The following is a 21,589-nucleotide window of genomic DNA, read 5'->3' as shown; positions in this document are numbered from 1 at the left end:
GTGAAATAGAAAGAACGGTGACAGAAATGGAGCAGACTGAAGATAAGGTGGTGCTGTGCGGCGCCAATTCTTATGAGCAGAAATACTATTTTAATGAACAATTTAAAAGTCTTCCGGAAAGTATCAGGCAGGAGCTTCAGATTATGTGTGTTCTCTACACCGAAGACGTAGGAGGAGTTCTGGTTCTGGAATTTGAAGAGGACGGAACCTTGGAATTTAAAGTAACTGCACCCGAAGAAGATTATCTCTTTGATGAGATCGGAAGCGTGCTGAAGATCAAGCAGTACCAGCGGGAGAAACGGGAGCTTTTGGAATCCATTGAGATGTACTATCGTGTTTTTTATCTGGGAGAAGAATTAGAAGACGGAGATAAAGACAGTTGAAACTTAGAATAGGAAACATAACTTTTGACAATAATCTGATACTGGCGCCGATGGCAGGGGTTACAGACCTGCCATTTCGTATTCTTTGCAGGGAGCAGGGCTGCGGGCTGGCTGTCACTGAGATGGTCAGTGCCAAAGCTATTTTATATAAAAATAAGAATACCAATGAGCTGTTAAGCGTATCGGACCAGGAAGGACCGGTGAGTGTTCAGCTCTTTGGTTCCGACCCGGAGATTATGGCAGATATGGCTAAAACCATAGAATCCCGGCCATTTGCCCTGATTGATGTAAACATGGGCTGTCCGGTGCCGAAGATAGTGAATAACGGCGAAGGCTCCGCGCTGATGAAGGATATAAAGCTGGCAGAGAAGATTCTGACTGCCATTGTAAAGGCGGTGAAGAAACCGGTCACTGTCAAGTTCAGAAAAGGCTTCACGGAAGAAATCTGCAATGCAGTGGAATTCGCCCGTATGGCGGAAAGCTGCGGCGTAGCTGCAGTGGCTGTCCACGGCAGAACCAGGGAGCAGTACTATTCCGGAACAGCGGACTGGGAGATCATCCGGCAGGTAAAGGAAGCGGTTTCCATACCTGTCATCGGCAATGGTGATGTCTTTGAACCGAAAGATGCCAAAGCGCTTTTAGACCAGACCGGCTGTGACGGCATCATGATCGCCCGCGGAGCAAAAGGGAATCCCTGGATATTCTCCAGGACCCTGCATTATCTGGAGACTGGGAAATTATTAAATCCGCCGTCTCCGGAAGAGATCAGCCAGATGATTCTCCGTCATGGAACCATGCAGGCGGAGCATAAAGGCGAGGTGGTAGCCATGCGTGAGATGAGAAAACATATGGCGTGGTATACTGCCGGACTTCCCCATTCAGCCAAATTGAGAAACGATATCAATCAGGTAGAAACGATGGAAGAATTAAGGAAATTTGTGAAAGAAAGAATTGGATTATTATAATCAGAAAAAGGGACTCGAATCTTGACAATTTCAGATGTTTAAGCTATAATATCTGGAATGCGAATGAGCGAGTAAGAAACCAGGAGGAAGTAAAAAACCATGGTAGACAAGAAGAATATTTTAACCTATGAAGGTCTTAAGAGATACGAAGATGAGCTTCAGAACTTAAAAGTAGTGAAAAGAAAAGAAGTTGCCCAGAAGATTAAGGAAGCAAGAGAACAGGGCGATTTATCCGAGAATGCGGAATACGATGCTGCCAAGGACGAGCAAAGAGACATCGAGCTGCGGATCGAAGAGCTGGAAAAGCTGCTTAAGAATGCAGAAGTAGTCGTAGAAGACGAGATAGACTTAGATAAGATTAATATTGGTTGTAAAGTAAAAGTCTACGATGTGGATGAAGACGAAGAGATGGAATTCAAGATTGTTGGTTCCACCGAAGCGAACAGCCTTCAGAATAAGATATCCAATGAATCTCCGGTAGGTCAGGCGCTGATAGGGAAACAAGTCGGAGATATTGTTGAAGTAGAGACCCAGTCAGGAACAATCCAGTATAAGGTATTGGAAATTCAGAGAGTGTCTTAGGATAACTTCCTTAATATAGTTCACAAAGGAGTGGAAATAAGTGGCAGAACAGCAAAATCAAAACCAGAATCAGGTTGGAGAAGAGGATTTAAACCATTTACTGAAGGTTCGCCGGGAGAAGCTGGCTGAACTTCAGGAAGCAGGAAAGGATCCGTTTAAAGTTACGAAGTACGATGTTACCGTACACAGCAGTGAGATCAAAGAAAATTATGAAATCTGGGAAGGAAAAGAAGTCTCCATCGCAGGACGTCTGATGTCCAAGCGGGTTATGGGAAAGGCCTCTTTTTGTAATGTCCAGGATTTAAAGGGTAATATTCAGTCCTATGTAGCAAGAGACAGCATTGGCGAAGAATCCTATAAAGAATTTAAAAAACTTGATATCGGTGATATCGTTGGAATCAGGGGAACCGCGTTTACTACAAAGACAGGCGAGGTTTCCATTCATGCGGAAAGCGTAGAGCTGCTTTCCAAGAGTCTGCAGATTCTGCCTGAGAAGTTTCATGGCCTTACCAATACGGATCTTCGTTACAGACAGAGATATGTTGATTTAATTATGAATCCGGAAGTGCGCGATACGTTTGTAAAGCGTTCCCAGATTATAAAAGAGATCCGCAACCATCTGGATGCACAGGGCTTTATGGAGGTTGAAACTCCTATGCTGGTTGCCAATGCAGGCGGAGCAGCAGCAAGACCTTTTGATACTCACTATAACGCCCTTGATGAGGATGTGAAGCTGCGTATCTCTCTGGAGCTTTATTTAAAGAGACTGATTGTAGGCGGTTTAGAGAGGGTTTACGAAATCGGACGTGTTTTCCGAAACGAAGGTGTGGATACCAGACATAACCCTGAGTTTACATTGATGGAGCTTTATCAGGCATACACCGATTACCACGGTATGATGGATCTGGTGGAGAATTTATTCCGTGAGGTTGCGCTGAAGGTGCTGGGTACTGCAGTTGTAAGTTATGATGGCGTGGAGATTGATTTATCTAAACCATTCGAGCGTATTTCCATGGTTGACGCTTTAAAGAAATATAAGGATATTGATTTTACTGCCATTCATACAGATGAAGAAGCGAAAGCTCTTGCAGATCAGTATCATGTAGCTTATGAAGCAAGACATAAAAAGGGCGATATCTTAAGCCTTCTGTTTGAGGAGTTTGTAGAGGAGCATTTGATTCAGCCTACGTTTATTATTGATCATCCGGTTGAGATTTCACCTCTTACAAAGAAAAAGCCGAGTGATCCGGAATATACAGAGCGTTTCGAGCTGTTTATTACAAAGCGTGAGATGGCAAATGCTTATTCTGAGTTGAATGATCCGCTGGATCAGATTGAGAGATTTAAGGCTCAGGAAGCACTTCTGGCAGCGGGAGATGATGAAGCGAACTCTATGGATGAGGATTTCGTTAATGCGCTGATGATCGGGATGCCTCCTACGGGTGGGATTGGAATTGGGATTGACCGGTTTGTGATGCTGCTTACGGATAGTTATGCGATTAGGGATGTTTTGTTGTTCCCGACGATGAAGAGTTTGGAGAAATAAAGTCAGTAATATCAAGGGTTTGAAGCCTCTCTAAAATGAATTTGACAACAATTCCTTCAATAACTGCGAAGGATAATAAATGATGATAAGTTGTTCGGCACAAATCCGACAATGGAAATGAGACCTAAGGGGTCACTTTTTTGAAAGATAATTTCAAGAGAGTGGCCCTTTTTGCGTTGCAAGATATTCATTACAAATCAAATTCAATTGGAGGTTTCAAAATGGATGAACAGTATTACGACATTGAAAGAAGAATGACACCAAAACAATCAGCGAAAGAGTTTAGAAGAAAGTTTTTAAGATATAAGGATGCAGAGATTGTTTATAGTATGATGCACAAGAAATTATTAGAACTAGCAGGCAAAGCATGCCATCTATAGAATCGATGGATATGTTTTGTTGGACAGAGACATCTTTGATGAATATCTGGAGCAATTTCATGAAGCTTCGACGGAGGTTAAATGGAAGTATTCCAACAAGCTTGATGATGTGGATTTAATGTTTTTCCAACATGATTTCATAGCAATTAAGCAAGGATTAGATTATTATGGATTTAGTGAAAGACCATTTCTTAGGATGGCAGAGGAAGCAGGAGCTTACTACATAAGATGGTCAGAGTTGAGAGAAACATTTGACAGATTTTGTTGATCGATTCAGATCCCTGTTCATTATCAATTAGCTTGGGATATCCAGAACCAGACAAGATGGAAAATACATTAGCAACGCTCATGATGAATATTACAAATGAAGAGGATTTTTATTTGGATGAGGTATTGATTCATCATAATGAAGGAGTTGATATGATTCCTTCTAATGAGGAATACTCAGCCGTGCTTATGAAAAAGAAAAAAGCTTATACCGAATACCGGCAAGCAAAAAAGGAAATGCAGGATTATCTCATTGCTAAGCAAAATGTAGACGCGATTCTACATGAAAATGAAAAAGAAGAGAAGAAATAACAAAGTAGAGATGAGAATAATCAAAGCAGATAATGAGAGGGAAAGTTACCAGTTTACGAATTGGTGCTTTCCCTCTTTTTTGCGTTTTCGGATTTTGTTTTTTGCAATTAGCGCTCTGAATGAGTGCGTAGCCATCTTCGATGAGATGATGAACAAGGGGATTGGGGAGACACCCCAACAAGCATCAGTCAAATGGTAGGTACCAGAAGACACTGCTTGCCGATTTGAAAATGATAATAAGTTGGTCAAAAAAACGACCAATAAAGACAAAAAATGGCAGATAAGTGCATGTTTGATTTGATTTTGTTCCGACTTTTTAGTATAATATTTAAGATTAGGTATAATAGCTTTTTTCAGTTCGAGGTTAAATAATGGAATACATTTCAATTACTAAAATTTCGGAAAAATGGGGAATCTCAACGAGAAGGATTCGTATTCTTTGTAACGAAGGAAGGATTCCAGGTGCATATAAAAAGAATGTGTATTGGAAGATACCAGAAAATGCAGAGAAACCAAAGGATGAAAGAATCAGAAGCGGTAAATATATAAAGATGTGAGTAAGGTGGTAGCTTGTTGCTAGAATCCTACATACAGATACAGAATATAAGATTTCTCGTATGAATATCATTAAGAAATTGTCTTGTGACTTACGAAAACTTGCCAGAAATCGTGGTATAGAGATTGATGATATTTATCGTAATACAAATGGAATTACTTTACAGATGCAAAAAACAGCTTATGTATATTCAAAAGTAAGAGATGGACTTTCAGGCGCTTCTGTTATTTTTAAAGAAGTTTGCCAAATAAAAGAAGAAAGTCCACAGATATACAAGCAATTACTTTGGGAGGCAAATAAGATGATAGATCAAAGTGATTTAAGTAAAATTTCTGATCAGAACAAAGAACATAGTTTTTCTACATCACACACAAGTCGTTCTTTGGGATATCATCGAGAAGCGTATCTGGATTGGCTTATTAATTCGGGTATGAATGTTAAGGCGGCAAGAAATTACGGAAATTGGTTGAACAAGATAAATGAATATGCATTGGATAACGGGTTTACGACACAGTCAATTTATGAGTATGAAGATGCAAAAGATTTGTTGACATTATATTATACATTAATTGAAAATGATGGGTTTGTTTCTGAACATAAAGATTTTTTTACATCATTAAGGAAATATCTAGTATATCGTAGTGAGGGAACAATACAATTAGGACGAGTACAAAATAATACTACGAACCAAGCTGATGTTTCAGGGGAGAAAAGAGCAGCATATCAAGACTGGCTAGTTGAAACAGGTATGGCAAGTACTGCTGCCAGAAATTATGGAAATTGGCTCAATAAAATTGATTTTTATGCAGTAAGTCAAGGCTATTGCAATAAGTCTTTCTATGAAATTGAAAATACAGATGAAATATTGTCCTTGTATAACAAGTTATGTCTTGATGAGGAATTGATGACGAATCATAGATATTATTTTACGTCCTTGAGGAAGTATATTACATACCGAAGCGAAGGAACAATACAACTTGGACGAGCACAAGCCTATATTTTAAACCAAGCAGATGCAACCGGAGAAAAAAGAGCAGCATATCAAGATTGGCTAGTTGAAACAGGTATGGCTAGTGCAGCTGCAAGAAACTATGGAAATTGGCTTAATAAGATTGATTTTTATGCTATAGATAATGGTTACAGTGACTATTCTGTTTATGAAATAGAGTCAATTGATGATATATGGTTATTACATAACAAGTTATGTAATGACCAGGAACTAATGACGAATCATAGAGATTATTTTACATCTTTGAGAAAGTATATAACATATCGAAGAGAGATAAACTCCTCCAACTTTATTGAACATAAAGAAAATAGTTCTATTGATTCGCGTAATGAACAGACTAAACATAAAGAATTAATAATGTCTGCGGCTGAATTGGATCAGTATTCACAAATCCTCTGTAACAATTTTGGAGAGGGACTAGTAATAAATGCAATTGGCTTAGATAAATTTCGCATGTTTTATGAAGATGAGTTCGGAATAGAACCAACTTCAGATGATGATGAATTAATAAGAGTATTGAAAGCCGCGGGATCTTTTATCGGTGATAGAATTTTCCCAAAACATGATGATGAACAGAGTGATTTGATAGAACAAATTATACGTGAGGTTGTCGAAACGTTGAAAGAAGGTGCGCGTTGTGTATACTTGAGCAGTGTGTTAAGTCGGTGGAGACAAGAATTGGTAGATCAACTTAATATATACAATCAGGAAACACTTCGTGCGTTGATACAAGCACAGAATATTCATGGGTTGGTATTAACTGATAATGTTCTAAAGTTAGCATGGGAAAAGGCATATCCAGAAGAGAATGTTGTTGAATGTTTAAAAGAAGTTCATAAAGGAGTTAATTATCAGTATCTACAAAGAAAGATTTGGTATATTCCATTGGAAACAATTAAGCGTACATTAGTAACGTCGCCTGAAATTGTTCTTGTAGATGCAGAAACATATTTTTATGCTCCCAATTTTCCAGCTACGACTATTGAATTACATCAATTAACCCAGTTGATGAAAGCAAAAATAGATGAAAAAGGATTTCTGGTTTCAAAAGATATTTATAATTTGATTCATAGTGGGTGCCATAGTCTGGCAATAAATACCGAGGGGTACAAGGATTGGGCATATAGAAATATTTTAAAGTATTTACTGAGAGATGAATTTGAATTTAGTGGATCCGTTGTAAGTTCAAAAGGTCAAAAACTAGAGATGTATCAGGTGTATAAAAGTTTTTGTAGAGATTATAAACATCTTACAGTAAACGAACTTGAACAATTTTCGCATGAACTTGGAGTGCAAATTTATTGGGAAAGTGTATTAACTGAGATGATCAGAATTAATGCAAATGAACTAGTTAATAGAAATCAGATACATTTTGATGTAGAAGCTATAGATAATGTACTGGACGAAATGTGTCCAGAGGATTATATTCCTATAAAAGATGTTGGATTATTTCTTCATTTTCCAGCAATTGAAGTGCCTTGGAATAGTTTCGTGCTTGAGAGTTATCTTTTAAGTAGTGATAGATTCACACTTTATCATGCAAGCTTTTCCAAACAGGAAGTATATGGTGTGCTTATAAGAAAGAACACACACTTTAAAAACTATGAAGAGGTTATTATTGATTTACTAGCACATAGTAATGAATGGACAAATGCTCAAACTGCTCTACAGCTGATTGTTGAAAAAGGTTGCCAAGCAAGACGACGATGGGAGAATTTTGATAGAGTGTTGCAAAAAGCAATCATGTATAGAGAAGAAATAGAACAGAAAGAGGTATAAATTCGAAATGTATCAATATATTTGGGATCCTACAACAAACGGACTACTACTTACAACAGAACAAAGTAAGTTTAGTAAAGAACCACGCCCGGTTTACTATCAAGAGTTAGATTTGCTTGGATTTGATCAGTATTGGTCATATCCAAAAGATGATAGTGCACCGTTAATGTGGGCTGAAACAAACAACTATATTTATAAAGGAAAAACAGTTGCTCGAACAAAAGGTGGATCATATTATTCTAAACCAGAAATAATTATCTTGGATGAGCCAGAACCTTCCGGAGAAATGTTACAGTTTGTAGATATTAAAACGATGAGTGAGAAAAATGCATCATTGTTAGAAACCTTAGCACAAGAAACTATTCAGTTAGTATATAAAACTTATTGCGATTATCAAGATAAAGTTGATTTGTTTTATGTAGCTTTTAGTGGAGGGAAAGATAGTGTTGTGGCTTTCGATATGGTACAACGCGCATTACCTCATGATGAATTTGTGGTATTGTTTGGAAATACAAGAATGGAGTTCCCAGATACATACTCATTGGTAGAATTAATGAAAGAACAGTGCTCAACAATGGGAGTACAGTTTTATCAATCTGAATCAAAATTACTACCTAAAGATACATGGCAGTGTTTCGGACCACCATCTACAAGTAATAGATGGTGTTGTAGTATACACAAAACATCCCCGCAAATTATGTTGTTACGTGATATTACAGGAAAACGGGATTTTACAGGATTGGCTTTTACAGGAGTACGTGCAGAGGAAAGCCAGGCAAGAAGTAATTATGAAAAGATAAATGATGGTAGAAAACATAACGGTCAAATGAGTTGTCATGCAATACTTGATTGGTCTTCTGCTGAATTATATCTGTATATTTATTATAGAAATCTTCTGTTAAATGAAGGGTATAAGAAAGGTAATGTGAGAGCAGGATGTCTGGTTTGTCCTAATTCTAGTGGAAAACATGAATATGTAAAAAGGTGTTCTTATACAGAAGAGGTTGATTTTTTTCTTGATAAGATTGCATCAACTAGTGGAAAAACTTCTTATTCATCCGAAGATATGAAAGAGTTTATTGATGGAGGATTTTGGCGAACTAGAAAATCAGGTAGAGAACTAAATCTTGGAAATGACAAATTTGAAGTTATCACACGAAGTGTTCCTCCTGTAATAGATGTGTATCTCTCTCAATTTAAGTGGCAACATTGGGGAAAAACAATTGGTGATATTTCTCAAATCGAATCTGATGTATATGTAATACGTTTTGCGGAGAAGAGTTATAGGGTCAAAGAAATTAAGTATGAAAATAAAATATCGATTGTGTTAGAAAATTGTGAAAACAGTAAAAACGATATTAAATTTCAATCGTTGATGAGAAGCGTCATAATTAAAAGTCTATATTGTGTTGGATGCGGTGAATGTGAGGCAGAATGTAAACATAATTGTATTGATATGCACGATGGAATTGTGATAGGAGATAATTGCGTTCACTGTTATAAGTGTCATGACGTTAAGGAACACTGTTTGAGATATGCTTCTATTAGAAATAAAAATATGGAGGGAAAGAAAATGGCTGGTTTGGACAGATACTTTACATTCGGTGTGAGAGATGAATGGCTTGATTCATTTATTCGCTATGAAGGAGGTCCGGAATTTTGGCTTTCAAATGGCGATGGTCAAGTTGGAAACAAAAAAAAGGACGCATTTAAGAATTTTGCTGACGATGCGGGACTTACTCTCTATGACAAAAGTGCAGATGGAGATAAATATACAAAGTGTGTTCCAACTGATTTTTCGTCCTTAATAATACGAGAAGGAGCGTATAGTCAGGTTACTTGGGCAATGATTTTATGTAATTTGGTTTATACTCCGGCTTATAATTGGTTTGTTCATAACTTAGAGTTTGAGACAACTTATACGCCAGATTTATTAAATCTCATGTTAAGTAACGTTATGGAAAATGATACTAAAGGAAAAGGAAAACGTAATGTAATAGACGCATTAAAGATAGTAATGGCAAAAACTCCATTAGGAAAAGAGAGAATTTTTGCAAAATGCGATATTGATGAAAAGACATCAGCTTCTGGACGAGAAACAGTTGTATTGAATTGGCTAGAAAGATGTACTTGGACTAATCCTGAACCAAAAGTTATATTGTACTCACTTTATAAGTTTGCTGAAGCGTGTGGTGACTACTATCAGTTTTCGCTTGAAACATTGATGGACGATTCGATTGAACGTGATGGAGTTAGTCCAACAAGAATATTTGGTTTAGAACATGATACGATGGTGAGAATATTGAACGGATTATCAATAAACTATTCTGAGTTTATTTCAGCTTCGTTTACACTTGATCTTGACAATATAACACTTCGTGATGACAAGTCTTCTGCAGATGTACTTGAATTATTTTAAATGGGGGATCGGATATGGCTTCTTTATATAATGAATATTTTAATATTGATCCAAAATACTATGCTGCTGTAACAGCAGACTTAATTGATCAAGGGAAGGTTAGCTGGAAAGGATTTTATCCTCATGAAACTTTCGTAAAGTTGCTTGAAACTACATACAAAGTACTATCAGGTGGTGCAACTCGCTCAATTTGGGTGGAGGGTGCTTATGGTACTGGTAAATCACATGCTGCTTTAACTGTAAAATCTTTGGTAGACGCATCGATTGATGAGGTTGTTGAGTACTTCGACGATTATGGATTGAATACCGATTTGCGAGATAAATATGTTTCATTAAAAGCAGAGGGGAGTAATATCCTAACAATTCATCGTATTGGCTCCGCCGGAATTAATACAGATATGGATTTGGTCTTGGCAGTTCAACAGTCAATAATGGCGGCATTAAAAGCCAAAGGAATTCAAAATCAAGGAGATGCGTCTATGAAAGAAGCATTTCTTAGTTGGATAACAAAGAAGGCAAATCGGAATTACTTTGCAGATCTAATTTCTGAAGAACAGTATGCTTGGGATTTTGGCGGGGTTTCTGTTGAGGAAATTATTGAACGTATAAACGATGGAACTGACAAGCAAATCGAGCAGACTATGAATAAAGTCATGAAAGTTTTGAAGGATGCTGGTCAGTATGGGATTTTCAGTGATGTTACTCAAATGGCAAGCTGGATTCGTAGTATTATCAAAGAAAATGGCTTGACAGCGATTTTGTTTGTATGGGATGAGTTTTCCGAATATTTCTTGAATCATCCAGTAGGTTTAACTGGATTTCAGACATTGGCTGAAATAAGTGAGTCTGATCCTTTCTATTTTATGATTGTAGCACATGAGAGTAATGCACTATTTGCTGATAAAGATACAGCAAATAAGACATTAGATCGATTTGAAAAGTCAATTAAAATAGAGTTACCTGAAAATATGGCTTTTCAGTTGATGGCACAGGCGATGAAAACTACGGATGATCCTGTTTTATCACCAAAGTGGGAAAAATATAAAGCAGCGTTGAATGGAGAGCTTTCTGGCGTGCGTTCAATGATTGTTTCATCTTCAAAGAAACAGGCTAAATTTGGGCAGAAAATGATTTTATCAGATTCGGAATTACAAGGAATAGTTCCGATACATCCCTATGCAGCGTTAGTTTTAAAAAATATTGCGGTTCTTTTTAATTCTAATCAGCGTAGTATGTTTGACTTCATTATAAGTGACGATATGACAGATGCAAAGGCTTTTAAGTGGTTTATTAATAAGTATGGACCAATGTCTGACTGTAACCTGTTGACAGTCGATCTTTTATGGGAGTTTTTCTATGGTAAAGGACAAAGTGGATTGAATGATGATGTTAGAGGTATTCTTGATAATTATTCTTTGCTACAGGGAAGTAATTTACTACCAGATGAGCAACGTGTTATGAAGACTATTTTACTTCTTCAGGCGGTCACTTTGAGAGTTACAGGAAATGATCTTTTAGTTCCTGATGATCAAAACATAGACCTTGCTTTCCTGGGTACTGATTGGAATAAAGGAAAAGCACTTGCTATTGCGAACGGTCTAATAGACAAAGGTTTATTGTTTAAGAAACCAGTCGCTGGTGGAAAATTTGAATATAGTGCTGTGAGTCAACAGGGTGGAGATGAAATTAAAAAGCATCGTGATGCTGTAATAAAAGAAACTAAAACGCAGGGATTAATAACAGCAGCAAATTTAAGTGCGGCAATATCATACCCGGCTGCGGTGAAGTCTCGTTATATTATAGCAGAAACAGGATTTGGTGGATTTACTGCCGTGCTAAATGCGATGAAAGGCAACAATAAGAGTGAACGATTTAAAGTTATTGTTACATACGCTATGGATGATAAAGAGGCTGCATTAGTCCAACAGCAAATCATTAAACAAGTTAATATGCCAGGAAATGACATTATATTTATCGAAACACTATCTCCAATGGGAAAAGATTTGTATGACCAATACATCGAAAGTATGGCATTTAGTAAATATAACGTCGGTAAAGATAAAGCACAGGCTGATCACTATGAAAAACAAGCAAGTAGTGTATTAGTTGCTTGGAAAAACAAGATTTCTTCCGGCTCATTTAACTTATATACGCCTGAGCATGTTGTAGCAGATAGAAAGGCTACTTTAGCAGATTTACAGGATGCACTCATTGTTATAAACCACAAAAAGTATTATTTTGGCCTTGAACAATACAATCTAAATACTGCAATGTATGGCGCATACCAGCTTGAGAAAGGTGCAGGTTATGGTATAGAGCAAAAGCTTTCTGGCGCTTATAGTAATAGCAATAAAAGCTTGAGTTTCGAAACAGCTCTTGAGGGAGCTTGGAATATATCAAATTATTGGCAGGATCCTGCTAAACAAAGTTTGGTAATTGTTCATGTAAAACAGAAAGTGGATGAGTTGATTCAAGCAGGATTTACTAGTCCTGCAGGTCGCACAAGTATATTGGGAATTATTGAAGAGTTAGAAAAAGAGCCGTTTGGCTTTATACCATCATCTTTATCGGCATTGGTACTTGGTTTTGTTCTTAAAGAATATGCATCCACAGAGTATTTTTGGAGCAATGGATCAACAAGCGAAACAATGACAGTACAGCATATGAGCACAGCAATTGCAAATGCATTGAACCAGAAAATAACGCCATCAGCTAAATACAAAGAAGAATATATTGTGGCGATGAGTAGTGAAATACGCAATTTTTTGAAGTGTACTGAACAAGTGTTTCAGCTTTCAGCGCTTGGTTCAGTTGAAAGTGCGAGAGATCAGATACGAATAAAAATGAAAGGTCTTTCATTCCCAATATGGTGTACAAAATATATTCTTTCTGGAGAAAAAATAGATAGTGATGTGCAATTAATATACCAAATAATTGATGATTATTGCGCAATTGCCAATACTGCAAATGGAAGTAAAGCGTCTGAAAGTGAAATTGCAGAACGAATCGGACGAACAGTTACTATAGAGGCTATAGCAGATTTGGAACGTCTTCTCACAAATGATAAGTGTCGCCAAGGAATGTTAGCATATATTGGTATTTATAAAGATGGGTTATTAACTAAGTTAGCTACAGAAATTGGAGATGGAGGTAGCTATTTAGATGAAGTAAAGGTGAAGTTTAGCGCAGGAGATGCAAATTGGGTATGGAACACAATAACAGTTGATGAAAAGATTTCTGATGTAATTTTAGAATATCAAATTATTGTGGAAAGCTGTAAAAGTCTTGGTAAATACACTACTCTCAAAGAAATTATTAATGCATGGAATAATCGGACCAATCAGGTCAAAATGCCATGTGAAGCATTAGTAAAATCAACAGGAGATTTAGCACCTTTCTTACAACATCTTTGTTATATTAAGCAGACAGGTGCAATAAGCGAGCAAAACAAACAGAGGTTTTATGATTTATTGCTTACACAGCGTGAAAGTTTTGATAGTTTTTATAAGAATCAACTTCCATATTTTGAACAGGATGCGGAGGCTTTTTTAGGTGAATTAGATTCTGAAGAAAGAACAGAATTATACGTATCTTTTCCTGCGGGACAATTTACAAAATCAAAGTCTGAATACTACAAATATATACAGGCTGAAATCGATAAGTTTGTTCAAGGGCGCGTAAAGAAACAATTACATGATAAGTGGTATGAAAAAACTCATACAAAATCACCATCTGTATGGTCTGATACATTTGAAACGCCTATTTTATGTATGTTTGATGATTCTGAGCGAAGCACTGCAAGAGCGATGTTCCAAATTGTAATGTCAGCTAATCCATCAGAAGCAGATGCTCATAAAGCACTTGAATGGCTTGAGACTGCAGATTTCTATGATAAGCTAACAAATGAAAATGAGAGGAATCAATGTTTTATCCAACGCATTATTGGGGAAAATAGAGTGATACTGAACGATATACAGAAGGTGCGTGCAGAATTAATTAGTACCATTCACGACAGCATTTATTACTGGATGGATAATAGTTCTGTTCAAAATCAACTTAGAAAGATGGTTGATAAGCAATACAAGCTTACAGGTTGTGATGAGGCGCTTGCATTCATTGAAAAAATGGATACTGAACAACTTAGAAAGTATTTACGCGATCGAATAATGGATGATTCCGATTTCGGTATTCAAATTCTTAAAGGAGAAAAATAAGGAGGAAAACGATGAATTGTAAAGATATTCATTATTGTTTTTCAGAAATCAATTCATATTGTGCTGGGAAACCAACAGGTCGAGCTTTAATAGTTAATTCGGAAAATTATACATTATACCAAGATATTAGATCACAGTTAGAAGCAGATCGTAGCAAATCTTGCATCTATATTTCACAGAAAAGTTCAAAAAATGGACTTCCGGATGTGGATTTAATCTTGAATGATGTTGTTGATGATGGCTGTTTTGCATTGCTAGGTTTATCTCAAGCTATTATGCTTCGCGGAGCCGATTATGTGAATCAAATGATGGGTACCTTGCTAGAGATGCCAGTACGAGGTCATACAATCATTTTGCTTGACCATTGCGCTCAATATTTAACTAAATATTTTTCAATTCATCCGGATATCTCCAAACGTGTTCTTTTAGTGGAGAGCACAATATCTGTATTACCAAGGATTCATCTTGCATCTAGGAAGGAAGATTGTATAGGGTATTTACCGTTAAATTGCATGCAAAGATTATTTCGGTATTTTGAATTATTGACAGATGCACAGATTGAAGCTCATCCAGAAGTTGCTGTTGTCACGGAATATCGTCCGTCTCTTTTTAGAAATGCTTTGTATTCGGTCACAATGTGCGATGGAATTTATGAGGGATTACAAAAGAAATATCCAGAAATTGCAGCTGGAACCAAATATGAATATGGAACTGATGAACAGTGGAGTTATCTTGCTGAGGAGTTGGGAAAATATAGTTCTATGTCGGCTATCGCACAGGAGGCATTTGGAACTTCTGTAAGTTTAATCTCGTTTCTGGGAGATGTAATAGATGAAGAAAACGAGAATAAGAGATGGTTTCATTGGCTAGCAATGAAATTGTTAGGAGTTAAAGGAAATTTATACTTGGAAATGGTTCTTCAGAATAGTGAATCTGTTGATGATTTCGAAGAACATATATATCTTGATCTTTTAGCAATATCGTGTGCAGACAAAGTTTTTCGACAGTGCTATTCAGAAAGAAGGCGCTTGATAGATGTATTGCCAGAAAATCCTATGCTGATTGATCGATATTGTGATAAGGTCGGTGTGCATCAAAGAAAGGCGGTGTATTATTTAACAGATTTAAGCGATAAAGAGCAATTAGCATTTATGGAATGTTTGGCAACGTATAGTTATACTATACAAGAAATATTGAATATTACATCAGTATCATTTCCTGCTCTTAATCTGTACTTGCAACGATTTACTTTTAATGTTACTAATACAAAATTACCAGATGCTGAAATTGATTTAAGAGAAGTTTTGACTGACTATTTCCAACAATATAAATATCAAAAGATGATAAATAAAATTAGTTCTTCTTTTATGCAACAAGTAGAAGAGTTTGCTAATTCGAGACCATATAACAAGCTTCAACCTAGAAGCGCAATCATTAGTAAGATGAATAAAGAAAATGCTCAGCTTTACTTTTTTGATGCACTTGGTGTTGAATATCTTGCATACATACAAGCTCGTTGTGAGCATTACGGTCTATTTACAGAGATTTCTATTGCTCATTGTGAAATACCATCTATTACTGAAAAAAATAAAGAGTTTTTACATTATTTTACAAGCAGTGTATATGATATAAAAGAATTAGACGAGATGAAACATCATAGTCAAGTTATAGATTATGAGCAATGTAAATTGCCAGTTCATCTATTTCAAGAACTACAAATCATAGATTCAGAATTGAAAAAGATACAAGCAAGGCTTAAACAAGGGTATTTTGAACAAGCAATCATTGTGTCTGATCATGGAGCAAGTCGTTTAGCTGTTATTCACGAACAAGAGAATGAAAAATTAGAACTTGCAGAAAAAGGAAAGCATAGTGGTCGTTGCTGTCCGTCAGCGGTGGATCCTAAAATACCATATGCGTCATACTGGGATGGCTATTCAATACTTGCAAACTATGATCGATTTAAGGGTGGACGAAAAGCGAATGTTGAGGTGCATGGTGGTGCTTCTCTAGAAGAAGTTATTGTTCCGATTATTGTATTAACAAAAAAACCGGCAGATATAGATATTTGCTTTGTGGATCCGGTGATAGTATTGAAAGGAAAAGAACCAGCATCTATAATGATTTATTCAAATATCCCATTAAAGGAACCTATTCTTATCGTGAATGAAAAACCTTATTATGGAGAATTTTGCGAGGATAGTAAGCATGTTAAGTTTATTATGCCAGAATTAAAGAGAACTAAGGATTGGTCTGCAGACTTTTTTGATGGAGAAAAAAAACTGGCCACGGATTTGGAATTTCATGTTCAGAAGAACACACAGGAACAGACGCTTTTTAAAAAGCCTTTTTAATATCTTGTGATTGGAGGAAATGTAATGAATGAAATAGCAATTCAGACGGAGGAGTTTATTGAACGTTTGAAAGATGCATTTGACGAAATGATCGTCTATAAAGATTTAAAGAAAAGCAATTTTATTTCTTCCTTTAAACTACCATCTTTTATGAGAGATTGGGTAATCAAACATTTTCAAGATGATAATGGTGAGATTAACGTTGATGGTGCAGTTGAATTCATCAAGGAGTTTATTCCTAAGAAGGATGAGTGGATCAATATTAAAAATCGTATTGTTATGCAGGGAGAGAATGTGCAATTCCTTGCTAAAATATCAATTCGAATTGATATTGCAACACAAGAAATTTCTTTTGAATTACCCGACTTTGGATTGGGGTATGCGAATACAGTGATTCCAAGGGATGTATGGGAAGATTGCAGCTCAGATTTACTTAAGTCTGAAGAGAATTGGGGAATTGTAGAATTAGGATACCAATACCCTGATGAAGATAATTCCAAAGGGAAAATAAAGTTAGTTAGTTTTCGTGATTTTTGTCCATATGTAGTGGATCTTGATGATTATAAGTATGCGCGCGAATCCTTTTCTTTTACAGAATGGATTAATATTTTATTAAGTGCTGCAGACTATAATCCGGGTGGTTATGAAAGCATGGAGCAAAAGCTGGCAGTAATTCAACGGTTGTTGCCTTTTGTAGAGAAGAGAATAAACTTAATGGAATTGGCTCCTGCTGGTACTGGAAAATCATATTTGTTTGGACAAGTTAGTCGACATGGATGGCTAGTTTCAGGAAAAGTTACGCGTGCTAAACTTATTTATGATATCGGAAAGAAAAAAGATGGAGTTGTGGCAGTCAGAGATTATGTAGCATTGGATGAAATACGAGAAGCTGAGTATATGAAAGACACAGAAATTCAATCGGCTTTGCAAGCAATTATGGAAAATGGTGCATATAGAGCACCAGATAATCATGAGGTAAATGTGGATGCAGGTATTATCTTTCTCGGTAATATAGACTCCACAGTAATGAATGAATATCAGAATATGTTTGTGGAATTACCAAAACCATTTCATCAGCCACAGTTTCTTGATCGTATTCATGGTTTTATTAAGGGATGGGATATACCAAGAATGACGGATGATTTAAAGGTATGCGGATGGGCATTAAATTCCGAGTATTTTGCAACAGTACTTCATTCTCTACGAGATGATCCGACTTATCGTGCCATTGTTGATGCATTAGTGGTTCTACCAAAAGGCGCGGATACGAGAGATACAGAAGCAATTAAAAGGATTTCTACAGCGTATTTGAAACTTCTTTTCCCAAACGTAAGGAGTGCTTCTGATATAACCTCTTACGATTTTAAGAAATATTGCTTAAAGCCAGCGATGGAAATGAGACAAATTATTCGTATGCAGATGGGATATGCAGATGATAAATATCAAGGTTCAGTAGTGCCGGAGTTTACGATAAAGGAAATTGAAGAATGAAAAAATCAATAACAAATTGTCAATGCATTTCATGCGGACGAAAAGAATTATCAAAAAATGAGATAGGCATAAATAAAAAGTTACTAGGGGATAAAATTGAAAATTTTTATTGCATCGAATGCTTGGCTGATTATCTTGGAGTATCAAATGAAGATATCTACGAGAAAATAGAGGAATTTAGAGCAGAAGGTTGTAAATTGTTTGAGTAGTAAGAAGGTGGTTAGAGATGATTTATGCAGATAATGCGGCTACAACAAAACTTGATATAGATGCCTTTGAAGCAATGAAACCATTTATGCTTGATGAATATGGTAATGCTTCTCAACCATATTTTTTTGCGAAGAGACCTAAAATGGCAATAAAAGAAGCTAGAAAAATTATTGCGGAATGTATAGGCGCAAAACCTGAGGAAATTTTTTTTACTTCTGGTGGTAGTGAAAGTGATAACTGGGCTATAAAAAGATTTACTACATTTGCATCAGATATAAGACACATTATTACTTCTAACATTGAACATCATGCAGTACTTCATTCTGTAGAATCTGAAAAGATGTATAGTAACGCTCAAGTATTTTATTTAAATGTAGATGAAAAAGGCGTAGTTAATCCTGAAGAGTTAGAGAGTATTCTAAAACGTGATAGGACATCTATTGCAACTAGTGAATCTACACTTATTTCAGTAATGCTTGCGAATAATGAGATAGGAACGATTCAACCAATCAAGCAACTGGCTGCTATTGCACATAACTATGGAGCTATTTTTCATACGGATGCAGTGCAAGCAGTAGGGCATATTCCCATTAATGTGAAACAACTTGGAGTATCCATGCTTTCAGCATCTGCGCATAAATTTAATGGACCTAAAGGTGTAGGTTTTTTATACTCTCGAAGTGATCTCGTCAATTATATCGATGGGGGAAATCAAGAGAGGGGACTTCGTGCGGGAACAGAAAATGTTGCTGGAATTGTTGGAATGGCGGTAGCACTAAAGAAAAACTGTATTGAAATGGAAGCGCATGAAAAAAAAATAAGGGAATTAGAGGGGTTACTGATAGATAAACTTAATCATTCTGGACTTGATTATATTAGAAATGGAACGAATCAATTACCAGGAAACATCAGCTTGTCATTTGCAAATGCAGAAGGAGAAATGCTGTTACATAGAATGGATTTAAAGAAAATATGTATTTCAACAGGATCAGCATGTGATAGTGTTAATACTCGGGTGTCACATGTGATAAAGGCAATCGGGGTTTCTCGGAAGTATGCAAACGGAACAATTAGAATTTCATTAGGACGTAATAATACAGAAGATGATGTAAATTCTATTGCAGAAGCAATCGTAAGTATTTTAAAGGGATAAAATGACTGTTAAAAATATCAATGAGATAGAACAATTATTAATTAAAATAAGGAAAAATCTTAACTTGGCATGGGAGAGCATGAAATTGTCAAGTGAATCTGATTCGATAGATTCTTTTGCAATGTTCAAATTTGATAAAATTGGATTTGATCCTATCGAGGGAAATCAAATTAATTTTATAGAGATGCTGAATCAAGCATATTCAGACATTGTCGTTTTAAAAGCAACTGCTGAGTTAATGAAAAGATATTCTCAGAAAGAGTTTAAACTGAACATGGGGACAATATCTGGAACGGACATTTGTTCAATAGATGGTTCCATAATTGCAGAGTGCTTTGCGGTTGTAAGTGTTTTTAATAATCAAAAAATGAAGAAAGATACAGAAAAGCTTTTACAGTTTGATAAGAATGCAGAAAAGTACATTTTCTTTTATTCAAGGGAAGATGAGGCTGATAGAATAGAGAAATTTATAAATAAATTTCCACAAATAACTTATATTAGAATTAAAGACTTTCATTAAACCAGAGAGGATTTATCTATGGAAGGTGAAAAGACATAACAGGATAAAAAGGGTAGAATCCTTGCTTTAAAGGATTATTTATATAAATATACAGATGAGCAGCAACCTGCATCAACACAAGAATTAATTGATGAGATGGTAAGACAAGGATATCCAGGTAATAGAAAAACTTAAAGATGATATTGACATATTGAATAAGTTATGTATGGATATTGTGACTAATGTTGCTAGAGGAAATTCGTTTATTTATGGAGTGATGATTTATATTATTTAGTTGGATATTAATCCAAACGTCAGAAAGTGGTTACTTTCCGTGTGGACCGAATCGTAGATCTTGAGATTTTGAACAAGTCAATAATACAAGAACCTGATGGATTCAAAATGTCGGATTATGCAAGAGTAGTAATAGAAATGTTTTATGGTAAACAGCATTAGGTAATCTTTAGTTTACTTCATAAAAACGAAAAATTGCATCTCGAATACAAAGTGGATTTTGAGTACAAAAACTGCATTTGCTTTAGTTTTTGTAATTCAATACATGATGGAGCTTCTTCATTAATTATAAAAATATTGCAATGAAAAGAAATTTACGCTATGATGTATTATAAGGTCTTATATATGAAAGGTGTAAATTATGGAAATAGATAAAAGATCACAGCAGCCATTATATGCACAGCTGATGAAAGAAATAAAGGAATTAATACAAAAAGGTGAATATGAAGCAGGGGATCAGATTCCAACAGAAATAGAATTATCTGAAAAATATCAAGTGAGTCGTATAACGGTGCGAAGAACAATTGAAGAATTATGCACACAAGGTATCTTGGTAAAACGTCAGGGAAAAGGTACATTTGTTGAAGCACCAAAGATATATCGTAAAGTAGAGAAAGATAATAATATGAGTTTTTCAGAGTCATGTCGTGCAAATGGACGAAAGCCAGCTTCCCATGTGATAGCATGCAATTTTGTAGAGGCAGAGGAGAGACAGAATGAATTCCTTAAACTGACAGATGATAAAAGATTATATCATATTGAACGGGTTTTATCAGCAGATGATCTGCCAATCATTTATGAACAGATTTATATACCCGCAATACGTGTACCCGATCTTCAGGTAGAAAAGTTAGAGAATGGTTCTCTATTTCAACTGTTAGCAGAAGATTACCAGGTAACAGAGTTCGCGAAGGGGAGGAGTACTATAGAAGTGCGAACGGCATCAAAACCAATAGCAGATTATCTTAAAATGAATGTTGGTGAACCTGTTATGATTTTGAAGAGTTATATGAACGATGAGGAAGAGAAGCCATTGTATATTAGTTATGAAATCATAGTTGGTTCACGTTATAGAATTTCAATTTAAAAGGTTATATTCTTAGAAGCAGCAGACTTCAGAAATAGGAGATTTTGATATAAAAAATATCGAAAATCCTTTTTTGAAGTCTGTTTTTT

Annotated in this window: 17 protein-coding genes; all 17 read left to right on the top strand. The window is 36.0% G+C overall.

Annotated features, from left to right (window positions below; all coding sequences use genetic code 11):
- The first annotated feature begins 26 nt into the window (after nt 1-26).
- The 17 genes from RZO55_RS03190 (at nt 27) to RZO55_RS03110 (ending at nt 21,500) form a co-directional block, all read left to right on the top strand.
- The gene (locus RZO55_RS03190) at nt 27-383 is read left to right on the top strand and encodes a DUF6145 family protein (RefSeq protein WP_318062847.1); all 357 of its coding nucleotides are present in this window, start codon (nt 27-29) and stop codon (nt 381-383) included.
- Entirely contained in the window at nt 380-1,348 is a 969-nt protein-coding gene (gene dusB, locus RZO55_RS03185; protein WP_318062838.1) for a tRNA dihydrouridine synthase DusB, read from the top strand. Before RZO55_RS03190 ends, dusB begins: the two co-directional genes overlap by 4 nt.
- A 99-nt stretch (nt 1,349-1,447) precedes the next feature.
- The gene (gene greA, locus RZO55_RS03180) at nt 1,448-1,930 is read left to right on the top strand and encodes a transcription elongation factor GreA (protein WP_318062837.1); all 483 of its coding nucleotides are present in this window, start codon (nt 1,448-1,450) and stop codon (nt 1,928-1,930) included.
- 40 nt (nt 1,931-1,970) lie between these two features.
- Nucleotides 1,971-3,476, top strand: coding sequence for a lysine--tRNA ligase (lysS, locus tag RZO55_RS03175; RefSeq protein WP_336624250.1), 1,506 nt, complete (start codon nt 1,971-1,973; stop codon nt 3,474-3,476).
- Between the two features lie 221 nt (nt 3,477-3,697).
- Nucleotides 3,698-3,856 (top strand): DUF6462 family protein, encoded by a 159-nt coding sequence (locus tag RZO55_RS03170; protein WP_439100020.1) that lies wholly within the window; start codon nt 3,698-3,700, stop codon nt 3,854-3,856.
- A gap of 19 nt (nt 3,857-3,875) precedes the next feature.
- Complete coding sequence (locus tag RZO55_RS03165; RefSeq protein ID WP_318062846.1) at nt 3,876-4,124, top strand: DUF6462 family protein; 249 nt, start codon at nt 3,876-3,878, stop codon at nt 4,122-4,124.
- Between the two features lie 56 nt (nt 4,125-4,180).
- On the top strand, nt 4,181-4,435 hold the full coding sequence (locus RZO55_RS03160; RefSeq protein ID WP_318062836.1) for a hypothetical protein: 255 nt from the start codon (nt 4,181-4,183) through the stop codon (nt 4,433-4,435).
- 371 nt (nt 4,436-4,806) lie between these two features.
- A complete protein-coding gene (locus RZO55_RS03155) occupies nt 4,807-4,992 on the top strand; it encodes a DNA-binding protein (protein ID WP_318062835.1) in 186 nt (61 codons plus the stop codon).
- Between the two features lie 60 nt (nt 4,993-5,052).
- A complete protein-coding gene (locus RZO55_RS03150; protein WP_318062834.1) occupies nt 5,053-7,779 on the top strand; it encodes a hypothetical protein in 2,727 nt (908 codons plus the stop codon).
- Nucleotides 7,780-7,786: 7 nt separating this feature from the next.
- Nucleotides 7,787-10,198: a phosphoadenosine phosphosulfate reductase domain-containing protein gene (locus RZO55_RS03145; protein ID WP_318062833.1), complete on the top strand. Its 2,412-nt coding sequence runs from the start codon at nt 7,787-7,789 to the stop codon at nt 10,196-10,198.
- A gap of 14 nt (nt 10,199-10,212) precedes the next feature.
- Complete coding sequence (locus RZO55_RS03140) at nt 10,213-14,412, top strand: hypothetical protein (protein ID WP_318062832.1); 4,200 nt, start codon at nt 10,213-10,215, stop codon at nt 14,410-14,412.
- A gap of 11 nt (nt 14,413-14,423) precedes the next feature.
- A complete protein-coding gene (pglZ, locus tag RZO55_RS03135; protein WP_318062831.1) occupies nt 14,424-16,766 on the top strand; it encodes a BREX-4 system phosphatase PglZ in 2,343 nt (780 codons plus the stop codon).
- Nucleotides 16,767-16,790: 24 nt separating this feature from the next.
- The gene (brxL, locus tag RZO55_RS03130; protein ID WP_318062830.1) at nt 16,791-18,257 is read left to right on the top strand and encodes a BREX system Lon protease-like protein BrxL; all 1,467 of its coding nucleotides are present in this window, start codon (nt 16,791-16,793) and stop codon (nt 18,255-18,257) included.
- The gene (locus RZO55_RS03125) at nt 18,254-18,466 is read left to right on the top strand and encodes a hypothetical protein (protein WP_318062829.1); all 213 of its coding nucleotides are present in this window, start codon (nt 18,254-18,256) and stop codon (nt 18,464-18,466) included. Before brxL ends, RZO55_RS03125 begins: the two co-directional genes overlap by 4 nt.
- Nucleotides 18,467-18,483: 17 nt before the next feature.
- Complete coding sequence (locus RZO55_RS03120) at nt 18,484-19,620, top strand: cysteine desulfurase family protein (RefSeq protein ID WP_318062828.1); 1,137 nt, start codon at nt 18,484-18,486, stop codon at nt 19,618-19,620.
- A gap of 1 nt (nt 19,621) precedes the next feature.
- Entirely contained in the window at nt 19,622-20,140 is a 519-nt protein-coding gene (locus RZO55_RS03115) for a hypothetical protein (RefSeq protein WP_318062827.1), read from the top strand.
- A 634-nt stretch (nt 20,141-20,774) separates the two neighbouring features.
- A complete protein-coding gene (locus tag RZO55_RS03110) occupies nt 20,775-21,500 on the top strand; it encodes a GntR family transcriptional regulator (protein ID WP_318062826.1) in 726 nt (241 codons plus the stop codon).
- Nucleotides 21,501-21,589: the final 89 nt, after the last annotated feature.

It is taken from the genome of Clostridium boliviensis, assembly GCF_033342255.1.
Lineage (GTDB): Bacteria > Bacillota > Clostridia > Lachnospirales > Lachnospiraceae > Lacrimispora > Lacrimispora boliviensis.
Note: the sequence above shows the minus strand (reverse complement) of the source record. Positions and strands in the feature narration are given on the sequence as shown.